We start from the raw sequence: 11,387 nt of genomic DNA, 5'->3' as shown, positions 1-11,387 counted from the left end.
CCTACTGAATACCTGACCTCCTTGCCGCTCCGCGGTAGCGGAGCGGGTTAGTCCAGTGCGGTTTATGCCGACCGTCGAACTATGCCGATTAATCAAGCTTTTGCCAACGTTCCCGGTAACATAGCGGTCGCCTAATCGGCATAGCGTAGGGTTCTCTCCGTCGCAATTGACGCGAAGGAGAGGTCACATGAACGCACTGATTATCTAAAGCGCAGTGCCTTATATCGGAAGCTGGTCTACGGTCCGTAACGGGAGTTTGCGCGCGTTTACGCCGCCAAGATGTCGAACCAAGGCTTGGGTCGGCAATGCACGTGGCGCTCACTGAGCCTGTTTCGAGACCTGATGGACTGGCATGTTGGCAATGGACATGCTCCGCAGGATTTAAGCGAAGTCTATGTCGATCGCTTTCTTGAGCATCGCTTCAAACACTGGAGCCCCGACACGGGCGACCGATCGGCACTCCGACGCTTGCTTTCCGCGTTACGGGAAGAGGACTTAATACCCGCCGCGCTTCCGGTTGAGCGTACAGAGCACGAGCAGATCGTCGATGTATTCGCGACATATCTCTCGAATGAGAGAGGGCTCGCCGCCTCGACAGTGGGGAGCCACAAGCTTCTGTCACTTCGATTTCTGCGGGAGGTCTGTCCTGGGGGCGCAGATGGGTTTGCAGCGCTCACCCCGGAGATTGTTATCGGCTACGTCGAGCGACATGCGCTCGATGGCTCCGCCGACAGTGGTAAGGCAATGTGCGTGGTGGTACGTGCCTTTCTGCGCTACTTGCATTTGAAGGGCTTCATTTCGACGGCGTTGGCCGATTGCGTGCCATCCATCCGCCGCTGGCGACTTGCCGGCCTTCCAACATTCCTGCCGCCCGAGAAGGTCCAGAAGGTTCTCGATGCCTGTGATCGGACGACGGCAATGGGTCATCGGGACTATGCGGTTCTGATGATCCTGGCCAAGCTCGGCTTGCGCGCCAGCGAAGTTGCCACCCTCAATCTTGACGATATCGACTGGCAGACGGGCACGATTCTTGTGCACGGTAAGGGGCGGCGGCAGGCGATTATGCCGCTACGTCACGACGTCGGAACAGCTATCGTGGGTTATATCCGGCATGGGCGGCCGGCTTCAGCGTGTCGGCGAGTTTTCTTGCGAACTCTGGCGCCGCACGTGGGTTTTGCCTCCGGCTGCGCCATCACGATGATCGCGAAGCAAGCACTCAAACGGGCAGGCATTGACGGCTATGCGCATCACGGCGCCCATCTTTTCCGCCACAGCCTCGCGACCGACCTTTTGCGGTCGGGCGCTAGCTTTGCCGAGATCGGCCAACTGCTCCGCCATCGAAGCATCGAAAGTACAAATGCCAAGCTCGATATTGAGAAGTTGCGTGAACTGAGCCTACCCTGGGCGGGAGGTGTCCAATGAGCCGGCTTCGCACCGCGCTTGAGCGCTACGTCGGTATGCGCCAGGGGCTGGGATACAAGTACGACGGCCCTGCGCGACGATTGGCGGAATTCGTCATCTTCATGGAAGCCCGCAGCGCCGAGACCATCACGACGGACCTTGCAATGGAGTGGGTCACCTCAATGGGCCGGCAGCCGAGTTGGTCCATCCGCCTGGTTGACGTGCGCTGCTTTGCCCAGCACCTCACCCATTTCGATCCTCTGACAGAAGTACTACCGAGCGACGCTGTACCGCCGGCACGGCGCACAAAGCCCTACATCTATAGTGAAGTCGAGATTCAGGCGCTTCTGGCAGCAGCACTGTCGCTGCCGCCGGCCGACGCCCTTCGGCGATGGACATATCACTGCCTGTTCGGATTGATAGCGGTGACCGGACTGCGCCATTCCGAAGCGCTCGGTCTGCTCCGGGCCGACGTCGATCTCGACCAGGGCGTCCTCACTATCCGAGAGATAAAGTTCGGCAAGTCACGGCTGGTCCCGCTGCATGCCACGACAATCGCTGTCCTTTCGGACTATGCCGCCCGACGCGATGCACACCTTGGCACGCCGCGCAGTCCCTATTTCTTCGTCGCCGAACAGGGCGGCAGATTGCTACATCAATACGTGCACCGCGTGTTCTGGCGACTTTCCCGGCAAATCGGATTACGGCAGGAGGGGAATCGCGATGGCCCACGGATTCATGATCTTCGTCACTGTTTCGCCGTCCAGACCCTGATCAACTGGCATCGCGCTGGCGAAGATGTGGAACGCGAGCTGCCGGTTCTCTCGACCTTCCTCGGCCATGCCAATGTTCGTGACACCTACTGGTATCTGTCCGCCGCGCCGGAACTGATGAACCATGCCGTACGGCGATTGGATAAGCGCTGGGAGGTTTCGGTCATGAGACGCACGAACGACCTGGCCGTGCTGATCGAGCGGTGGTTCACAGATCGGCTCCTGAAGCATCGAGGTGTAAGTTCCAACACCATTGCCTCCTATCGCGACACCTTCAGGCTCCTGTTTGCGTTCGCGCAGACGCGCCTTGGGAGATCACCATCTCAATTGACACTGCGGGATTTGGACGCTCCTTTCATCGGCGCATTCCTGGAGGATCTTGAGACGAAGAGATCCGCTTCGGTGAGGACCCGCAATCTCCGCCTCACAGCCATCCGATCTTCTTCCGATATGCGGCGTTCGAGGAGCCGGCACATAGCGCCCACATTCAGCGTGTGCTCGCGGTACCCAGCAAGCGATGTGACAAACGGCAGCTTCAGTTTCTCACCAGGCCCGAGATTGAAGCGATCCTGGACTGTACGGATCGAAGCACGTGGCTGGGACGTCGCGATTACACTCTGCTATTGCTGGCCGCGCAAACGGGGTTACGGGTCTCGGAGATCATCGACCTTGACCGAGACTCGATAATGCTCGGCCGGGGTGCGCATGTGCGATGCGTCGGCAAGGGCCGCAAAGAGCGAAGTACGCCGCTCACGAAGGTTGCACAGCAAGCCCTTCATCACTGGCTCAAGGAACCGAGAAAGCGAGGCGCAACGGCTCTCTTTCCAAACATGCACGGTGGCAAGCTCAGCGCCGACGGCGTGCAGGCACTGCTGAACAAATATGTCGCCAAAGCGCGCGAGCACTTCGTCTCCCTTCGCTCAAAGCGGGTGTCGCCTCATGTCTTACGGCATTCCGCTGCCATGGAGTTGCTGCAGGCGGGCGTCGACTGCTCGGTCATTGCCCTGTGGCTGGGCCACGAGGCGATGGAAACGACGCTGACCTATCTTCATGCACATCTTGAACTGAAGGAATCCGCACTCGCAAAACTGAAGCCGTACGAACGCGCCAAGGCCGAGCGGTTTCGACCAAACGACCGGCTTCTGGAATTCCTGAATGCCCTCTGAGCATGAGAACTATGCCGAGTGTCAACCACCGGCTCCCGGCCGAACTGGCCGGGAACTCGCGGTGTACCGTCCCCATCAGAAGAGGTGTTCGGCATAGTCCGCCGGTCGGCATAAACGGCGAAGATGAACAACGTCAACGTCGATCCGCTCGCCTGGCTCACGCAAACGCTCGAGCGCCTTGCCAATGGCTGGCCGAGCAGCGAAATCGACGCACTCATGCCGTGTTGGGGTGGACGGCTCCCAACGGCATCGCAATGTGCCAGAATGAGTTCGTTGAAAGCTCAATCGAGGGAGACCGTCCGTGGAAGAGATTATCCGAATTGGCATGGATACGTCAAAGAGCGTTTTCCAATTGCATGGCGTGAACGCAGCCGAGCAACCAGTCCTTCGCAAGAAGCTTTCGCGTAGGGAGATGGTGAAATTCTTCGAGAAAACGCCGCCGACTACTATCGCACTCGAAGCCTGTGGAGGTTCTCATCATTGGGCGAGGCTGTTAAGTTCGTCCGGTCATGAGGTGAAATTGATCGCGCCTCAATTGGCAAAGCCCTACGTCAAACGCGGCAAGAACGACGCGGCGGACGCGGAGGCTTTGTGTGAGGCGATGAGCCGACCCACCATGCGGTTCGTGCCGGTGAAGTCTGCGGACCAGCAGGCGGCATTGATGCTGGTCGGTTTGCGAGAGAGACTCATTCGCAATCGAACACAACTTGCCAACGCAATTCGCGGTTTTGCCATGGAGTTCGGTATCGCTGCGGCCAAGGGCATGTGCCGAATCGAACCGTTGCTGGAGCGGATTGCGGCTGATCAATCCCTGCCTGCATTGGCCCGCGAGCTTTTTGCCATGCATGGCGTTGAGTATCGCGACTTGCTTGCCGAAACGAAGGCGGTCGAGGAAAAACTGACCGCGTTGCATCGCTCCGATGAATGCAGCAGGCGCCTGGCCGAAATTCCGGGTGTCGGGCCGGTCGGTGCATCGCTTTTGATGATGAAGACCCCAGATCCACGGCTATTTAGATCTGGTCGAGATTTTGCCGCCTGGATAGGGCTCACGCCAAAAGACCATTCGACTGCAGGCAAGGTCAGGCTTGGGGTGATCACCCGTGCCGGTGACGAAATGCTGAGGAGCATATTGGTGGTCGGCGCGACTGCTCTTCTCCAGCACGTCAGAGCAGGTCGAAGCAGGCATGCTTCACGATGGATTATCGAACTCCTGCAACGGAAGAAACCGAAATTGGTGGCCGTGGCGCTGGCCAACAAGATCGCCCGTATTGCTTGGAAGCTCATGGTGAGCGGCGAGACATACAGGCGTACAGAAGGACAAAGCGAAACATTTTAATTTAGGAAATTGGCCATCACGGCAAGCGCTATCAATGCTGCCGTGCCGTGCTGAGCTGATGCTGTGTGAACTTGCAAGGGAGAACAGATGGTGCGATCGATCGATCCAAGGTGAGCGTCCGGCGAATGCATTTTCTGCCGTGGTCGAGGCGCAGGGTTAGGGCGCGCGCTTTAGCTCGTCGGTCATTATGCGCTCGATCCTTTCAGGGTCGCATTGTTCATCGACCAAGAACTGACGGACTCCTCCGTGCCATGTCCGGATATCCGCTAGGAACTCCTCGAGGCATTCGACGCCTCTGTCCGTGAAGCCGGTTGTGCCCTCTTCGGTTCCGTTGTGGACGTGCACCATTTCGCCGTAGTCGATATTGTCCGAGTTGGCGGAGATTTCTCTGAGCAGTTCGAGGTTTTCGCCGATCATGGCGGCGACGTTTTCGATCGTATAAATGTGCATCGAACGAGCCATCAGACAGCCTTCTGCAGTGCGGATCCTGCTGGGAGCATATTCCATGGCAACAGATCTTCCAGCCTGTCTATTGGGTAATCTTTGATCCGGATTAGCACGTCCGTGAGGTAGGTTTCGGGATTGTGGCCATGCAGTTTGGCCGTTTCGATGATGGTCAGGATATTGGCGATGCGCTCTCCGCCCTTGTCCGAGCCGGCGAAGAGCCAGTTCGGCGCATCGCACGTTCGGCTATATTGTTGTCGATTTCGACACGGCCGTCGTCGATGTAAACGCTCAATGCGGCCCATCGCGAGAGTGCGTATCGCATCGCTTCCGCCAGCTTCTGTTTCTGCGGCAACGTCGGAAGCGTATCCTCGATCCACACCTTCAAGTCCCTCAGGATGGGCCTGGCATGTTCCTGGCGCAGTGCGCGTCGCTCGTCAGCCGGCATGCCGTGGATACGATCCTCGATATCGTAGAGCGCGCCGATGCGTGTCAGCGCCTCGTCGGCGATCGGTGACGGCTTCAGTTTGATCACATCATGGAACTTGCGGCGCACATGCGCCTTATCTCGAGCTCAAGATAATGCCCATTATCTCACGTCCGGTTTTATCTGGGGTAGCTGTTCGTGAACGTCGTCAATTGCCGGAAAAGCCCGGGGCCACATCTCCAGATAAAGTCAAAGTGACTGGAGGAAAGAGAGCAGATCCGGCTTCGGTTTCCACGGCTTGTCGTGGGTCGCTTCGATGCCCGCATGTTTCCAGAACGTTTCGAGCGCATCGCGTCTCATCTTCAGGTTCGTTGCGATATAACGGTTGGTGGTGGCAATGCTCGAATGGCCGAGATAATCGCGTATGACAGTCACATCTGTGCCCGACTGCAGCAGGGCGACGGCCGCGCTGTGCCTCAGAACGTGTGGCGTAATGCGGTCACGTGTCAGCCTTGGCCGCTCGCGGGCGACCGACGCAGCATGCTTGGCCAGGATATATGCTACGCCGTCGCGGGTCAGAGGCTGGTTGTGGCGGTTGACGAAAACATGCTCGTGGTCCGCGCCACCTGATAGCTTTCGTAGCCGGCCCAGCGCGTCCGCCGTCTCGCGCCATATTGGAACAAGCCGCTCCTTGCGCCCTTTCCCTCTTAGCCGAACCTGGCGCGGAGGTGCCAACTGCAAATCACGCCACAAGAGTCCGGTCGCTTCACTGACCCGCGCTGCTGAATTATAGAGAAAGAGCAATAGCGTGTGATCGCGCCAACCATCGTGCGTCCTGCGATCGGGGCTGCCGATGATCGCTCGCACGTCGACTGCTTCGAGGTAGGTCACTGGCTTCTGCTTCATCCGCTTCGCCGGCAGCGCCAGCACCCGTGTATAACGAAGAGCGTTGTCCAGGTCATTGCGAAGAAGGTGCTTGAAAAAGCTGCGGAGGGCAGCGCGCCGGCAATTGCGCGTGGCGGCAGAGTTGGATCTTTCGCTTTCAAGATGGTCGAGGAAACCGGCAATCGTGTCGGCGTTCAGATCCTCCAGCACGAGATCGGCGATCTCCCGTCCCCGGCGCTGGGCGACAAACTGGAATAGAAGCTTCAGCGTATCGCGGTAAGCACGTGTCGTATGCGGGCTTGCACCACGCTGCCGCGGCAGATAGCTGATGAAAAACGACTCCACGAGGGCAAAGAGCGCTTTGGGCGTGGCGGTGTTCATCGAGGCTGCCTCGCACTTCGTACATGTTGCTCGAACCGGGTGCTGGCGAGCTCCAGCAGTTGCGGGGTCGCCTTCAGATAAACCTCGGTGCCGAGGATGTTCTGATGACCCAGATATGCGGAGAGAAACGGAAGCTTCACATGGATGTCGGCGCCTTCTTCTGCCCAGGCTGTGAGGCGGTGGACAGCAAAGGCGTGCCTGAACTCATGCGGTCGCGCTCCAACGCGTCCGCGTGCAGGTTTGATGTCGAGGCGGCGCAAGATCTCTCGAATGGCCACCGAGGCTCCACTGATATCCAACGGCCCACCTTTTTGACGAATGAAGAAGGCACCGTGATCCGCACGATGGAGGTCGAGAAGCAACCTACGCCGATCGTAAAGGTAGAGGCGCAGTTCGCCGACAAGGTCTTCGCGAATGGGGACTATCCGGGTCCGTCGTTTGCTGTTGCGGATCAGCAGCGTTCCACGCTCGAGATCGACATCCTCCATCTTGAGGCGCGTGGCTTCGCCGAGCCTGATTCCGGTGCAACAGAGCACGAGGACCAACCTCCGCAGCATGGACGCCCATATGAAATGGCCTTCGTGCGCGGATGCAGCGGCGAGGATACGTAGGATCTCTTCGCGGCTGAAAATGTACTCCTTTACCGGTGCAAAGGCGTGCTCGGGCACATAACAGGTGGGATCACGACGGCGGCGATGCAGGCAAAATTGCCGGATTATCCCGAACTCGCCACTGAGCGAGATAGCCTTGCGGCCGGGAAGACGCCCACACCAGTTGCTGATCGCATCGGCCAGCGGGATAGCGTCTACATCGTTCCACTGTTGCTCCAAAAAGCCAAGAAAGCGGTCGATCTCGTAGGCACCGCGTTGATAGCGGTAGCCCATCGCTCGCTTGAACGTCACGAAGCTCTCGGCGGCGCCAAGGCCGTAGCTGCTTAGCATCAACAGGATTGCGTAATCGCGAAGTCCCACCGGCGTCGACCGATCCACCGCATTCAGCAGCCGCTGCACATCCTCGCAAGGCAGTGCGCGCCTAGGACGCTCGAACGGTCGCTGTATCGGCGCAACGATGGCTTCGCTGATATCGATCGGGCTTTTACCGCTCCAGTGCAGGAACCGGCAAAAGCAACGTACCGTGCAGGCGATGTTGCTGACATAGGATCGAGAGTATTGAGTTGAGCACTCAACAAGAAATGCATCGAGATCGGTCAGTTGTATCGAAGTCAATTCCTTTCCTGCCCGGCCAAAATAATTGTAGACTTTGGTAAGATGGTTCAGTTCCTTGTGGATCGTTCGCTCAGCAAGACCCAAATGCTGCACAAGGTACGCACCGTACTCCGCGAATAATGGTGAAGGCGGAGGTTGAACCGCTCGTGGTGGTTGCCAGTCGGGAGGAGCAATTCCCATCAGGTGGTAGACACGGGCGAGCGACCGCAGAGCACTCCGGAAATTCTGGTGGGATCGTCGAGGCCGGCTCCGGCGCCGCGCATACCAGCCGATGAACCGATTTGCGCCTTCCAAGGTCAGTTCTTCTCGCTCGATCAGGCCCAGCTGGCTGCAATAGGTACGAAACTGCTGGATACATATCAGATATTTGTCCGCCGTTCCTGCACCAAGCCGCCGCTCCCCGCTCCAGATGCGGCGAATCTCATCGGTGGTGGGCGCGGCAGCGATGGCTGCATTGCTTCGTTTGCTATGAATGGACATGGCTTCACCTCGATTGGCGAAGCTGTAGCCGGCCGCGACGGTGAGATCAGGCCCCGCATCGTGTTGGTAATGATTGTCCGCGGCACGATTGAAACCTTTTGTCCGACATCACCGGAAGCCAGGCATCCGAGCGCACGGCGATCACTCGTTCGTTGACCAAGGCGAAAGCCCACGGGCACCGGAATGTCGAGCAGCAGTTGTGGAGGAAGGGCGCGCCGCAGATCCGTAAGGGCCAGCATCTCGCTCGTTCCCAAGTGCGAGAGCCCGGGCGCCATTACTCCGACAGCAGCAACGGATTTGCGCACCGCGACGATGCGGCGGCGAAGCCAACGCACTGCGCCTGGAAGGCAGATATCGGGGCCGCGCACTGCATCTGCTGCCTGTTCGATGCTTCTCGACGATGCAGCCACACCGATGACCTGTTCGATCGCTGCTAGCGAATCCGGCAGCCGAGCGGAGAGAAAATCCGGGAGAAGGCTGAACGTCATGTGCCCTTGTGGGCAATAGTACCGAGCGATTCGGACACCGGGGCTGGTTAAGCGAGCATAGCTGCCATGCCGTCGAAATGCGCAGCCGCCGTTTGGATGAAGTGGGCAACGAGACAACTGTGCGCGGCTCCATTCTTCCGTGGCAACATAGTTCTCCATCGTTGAGATGGTGCGTAACGGTATCTGCAACGTCGACCCCTCGGACACTCTCGTTCTGCGCCGGGGTCGCGACCTTTATCTGGAGCCCAACACGCTGAAAACTCCAGCCGAGCAATAACATAGCTGAAAATACCCCAGATAAAACCGGACGTGAGATAATGCGCCATGCACGCAGCCTCGATGATCTGGTTGCCGTAAAGCTTCTTATAGCCACCATAGCCATCGGCATGCATCACGCCGCTGAAGTCAGCGAGGTGGTCTGCCGGACGTGCGCCCTTACGATCGGGGCTATAGTAATAGGCTATGGCTCTGGGCGTTGGATCTTGATAGCCACTGCCATCGAAGACATAGACCCAGACCCTACCGGTTTTGGTCTTTCCGCGCCCAGGATCGAGAACATCAACCGGGGTATCGTCCGTATGTATTCGATCGACCGCGGCGATATGGGCTCTGATCAGCAAAATGAGGGGCGAAAGCAGAACGGACACACGGCCCATCCAGTCCGCCATGACGGACCGGGAGATGTCTATTCCCAGCCGGTCGTACATCTCGGACAGACGATAGAGCGGAATGTGATCGTCGAACTTGGCGACCATGATGTGGGCGAACAATCCCGATCCGGGCTTGCCTTTCTCAATCGGCAAGGTCGGCATTTCGCCGGACACTGTTGTATCGCAGTCCCTGCAGATCATGCGCTTTTCGACGTGCCGGACAATCTTTACGGATGCCGGTACGTGCTCCATCACCTTGACGACCTTGTCAGCCGCCTTCAGGAACGATGTGCCGCCACAGGTCGGACAACTGCAGGGCGCTGTGTAGACCCGCTCTTCTGTTGGAAGGCCATCCGGCAGCGGTTTGCGCTTCGGCTTAGCCGGTGCGTCGTCCAGTTCCGGCAAAGGGAGTTTCCCGGAGCGCATCTCAGCGTCGGCGCGGGAGGCCTCGATCTCCTCCAGCATCAGCTCAAATTGCTCGATCTTCCGATCGATCTTATCCGAAGCGGGGCCATGCTGTCGATGGCGGAGCAGTTCCAACTGCGCGCGCAGAAGGCTGATAATGGAGTCGCGCTTGGTGACTTCGGCTTCTTGTCGCTCAAGTTTCACCGCCTGTTCAGCGACGAGCACGCGCAAAGCAGCAAGCTCGTCCTGACTGTCCAGCGGCGTTGTTTTCATGCCAGAAAACGTAGCCGATTTGCGCCTCAAGCGCTAGCATTTTGCCCGGATTCGCTTGTAAAATAAGGCCTTTACCGCGTTCGGCCGGGAGCGGAAGTCCACGCCGGTCGACGCCAGTCGATCCCCTCGATAAGGATGGAAAGTTGGGCCTGTGTCAGGTGCGCCACGCCATCCTTCGCCGTCGGCCAAGGAAAATATCCGCGCTCCAGAACCTTGTAGAACAGGCAGAACCCCTGGCCATCCCACCATAAAAGCTTGATCCGATCCGCGCGCTTGCCACGGAACCCGAAGATGGCGCCAGATCCTGGCGCTTCCTTTATGACTGTCTCGGCCAGGGCCGAGAGATGTCGGTCACCCCGCAGGCCAAATAGACCCGCACATTCCCCGAAGGCCCGATCATGCTGCCTCCACACAGGCGATCAACGATGCTAGCATCTTTCGCTCGATGTCGGCTGGAACTTTCAAGCCCCGACCGTTTTCGTAGCAAGATCTCGATAAACACTGGCGCCGGCGAAGCCGCAGGCGTCTGCCCGAGGCTTACGTCGTCGACGAGCTGTACCGGAAGAAACGAGGTTGACGCCTCGAAGTGGCTAAGTGTCTTCCGCCATAGACGGATCTGAGCCGGATAGATGTCATGGCGACGAGCTACATCACCAATGCGGACGCCAGGCTGGTCGGCTTCTGCCAATATCTTCAGCTTAGCTTCTTTCGACCATCGCCGCCTACGCTCGACGCCGGAAATGATCTCCATGCGGGCCATGCCAACCTCTCAGATCTGGAATTAGTGTCAGCACTAATGCTGGTTCTAATGCCAGAACATCGCCTAACTGGCTCGTTCAGCAAAATCCGCTCACCGGACGCTCACGATCCAAGACGCGTGACACTCCGTTAGTTCCAGTGGCCCTTTAAGGTCGTTGCCGTGTTAGGAACGCGCGTTGCGGAAACCATCTTGGCCAGTGGTCATGTGCGACCACACACAAAGGCCGTACATATGGAAGCAAGCGATCCGATCAAAAATATCTGCAGAAAACCCTTGCAACAGGGAGCCGTCC

The 11,387-nt window shown here is 58.3% G+C and carries 8 protein-coding genes and 5 pseudogenes; 6 read left to right on the top strand and 7 right to left on the bottom strand.

Annotated elements, in window-relative coordinates:
- Positions 1-279 precede the first annotated feature (279 nt).
- The 5 genes and pseudogenes from ILFOPFJJ_RS09120 (at position 280) to ILFOPFJJ_RS09100 (ending at position 4,676) form a co-directional block, all read left to right on the top strand.
- Positions 280-1,422, top strand: coding sequence for a site-specific integrase (locus ILFOPFJJ_RS09120; protein ID WP_246299571.1), 1,143 nt, complete (start codon positions 280-282; stop codon positions 1,420-1,422).
- Positions 1,419-2,270 (top strand): annotated as a pseudogene (locus tag ILFOPFJJ_RS09115) (tyrosine-type recombinase/integrase); the annotation flags it as partial. The gene ILFOPFJJ_RS09120 and the pseudogene ILFOPFJJ_RS09115, both read left to right, overlap by 4 nt.
- Before the next feature lie 69 nt (positions 2,271-2,339).
- Positions 2,340-3,340, top strand: a pseudogene (locus tag ILFOPFJJ_RS09110) (tyrosine-type recombinase/integrase).
- Between the two features lie 114 nt (positions 3,341-3,454).
- Positions 3,455-3,562, top strand: a pseudogene (locus ILFOPFJJ_RS09105) (transposase domain-containing protein); the annotation flags it as partial.
- A gap of 79 nt (positions 3,563-3,641) precedes the next feature.
- Entirely contained in the window at positions 3,642-4,676 is a 1,035-nt protein-coding gene (locus tag ILFOPFJJ_RS09100) for an IS110 family RNA-guided transposase (RefSeq protein WP_173510254.1), read from the top strand.
- A 156-nt stretch (positions 4,677-4,832) separates the two neighbouring features.
- Here the strand turns inward: ILFOPFJJ_RS09100 and ILFOPFJJ_RS09095 are convergent, their stop codons facing one another.
- The 4 genes and pseudogenes from ILFOPFJJ_RS09095 to ILFOPFJJ_RS35010 all read right to left on the bottom strand — a co-directional run bounded on the left by ILFOPFJJ_RS09095 (position 4,833) and on the right by ILFOPFJJ_RS35010 (position 8,519).
- On the bottom strand, positions 4,833-5,138 hold the full coding sequence (locus ILFOPFJJ_RS09095; RefSeq protein WP_173510253.1) for a hypothetical protein: 306 nt from the start codon (positions 5,136-5,138) through the stop codon (positions 4,833-4,835).
- Positions 5,138-5,682 (bottom strand): annotated as a pseudogene (locus ILFOPFJJ_RS09090) (IS66 family transposase); the annotation flags it as partial. The pseudogene ILFOPFJJ_RS09090 and the gene ILFOPFJJ_RS09095, both read right to left, overlap by 1 nt.
- Before the next feature lie 114 nt (positions 5,683-5,796).
- Complete coding sequence (locus ILFOPFJJ_RS09085) at positions 5,797-6,813, bottom strand: site-specific integrase (RefSeq protein WP_173510252.1); 1,017 nt, start codon at positions 6,811-6,813, stop codon at positions 5,797-5,799.
- Positions 6,810-8,519 (bottom strand): tyrosine-type recombinase/integrase, encoded by a 1,710-nt coding sequence (locus ILFOPFJJ_RS35010; RefSeq protein ID WP_246299569.1) that lies wholly within the window; start codon positions 8,517-8,519, stop codon positions 6,810-6,812. The genes ILFOPFJJ_RS09085 and ILFOPFJJ_RS35010 overlap by 4 nt, the downstream gene beginning before the upstream one ends.
- Positions 8,520-8,617: 98 nt before the next feature.
- On the opposite strand from ILFOPFJJ_RS35010, the gene ILFOPFJJ_RS09075 reads away from it, so the two are divergent.
- Complete coding sequence (locus ILFOPFJJ_RS09075) at positions 8,618-8,956, top strand: hypothetical protein (RefSeq protein WP_173510251.1); 339 nt, start codon at positions 8,618-8,620, stop codon at positions 8,954-8,956.
- A gap of 368 nt (positions 8,957-9,324) precedes the next feature.
- Here ILFOPFJJ_RS09075 and tnpC read toward each other — a convergent pair.
- From tnpC to ILFOPFJJ_RS36450, 3 genes and pseudogenes are all read right to left on the bottom strand, one after another.
- Positions 9,325-10,335, bottom strand: a pseudogene (tnpC, locus tag ILFOPFJJ_RS09070) (IS66 family transposase); the annotation flags it as partial.
- 71 nt (positions 10,336-10,406) lie between these two features.
- Entirely contained in the window at positions 10,407-10,748 is a 342-nt protein-coding gene (gene tnpB, locus ILFOPFJJ_RS09065) for an IS66 family insertion sequence element accessory protein TnpB (RefSeq protein ID WP_312032694.1), read from the bottom strand.
- Complete coding sequence (locus ILFOPFJJ_RS36450) at positions 10,652-11,086, bottom strand: transposase (protein WP_376741418.1); 435 nt, start codon at positions 11,084-11,086, stop codon at positions 10,652-10,654. Before ILFOPFJJ_RS36450 ends, tnpB begins: the two co-directional genes overlap by 97 nt.
- Positions 11,087-11,387 lie beyond the last annotated feature (301 nt).

This window comes from Sinorhizobium psoraleae, assembly GCF_013283645.1.
Classification (GTDB): Bacteria; Pseudomonadota; Alphaproteobacteria; order Rhizobiales; family Rhizobiaceae; genus Sinorhizobium; species Sinorhizobium psoraleae.
This window is presented reverse-complemented; position numbering and strand designations above follow the sequence as displayed.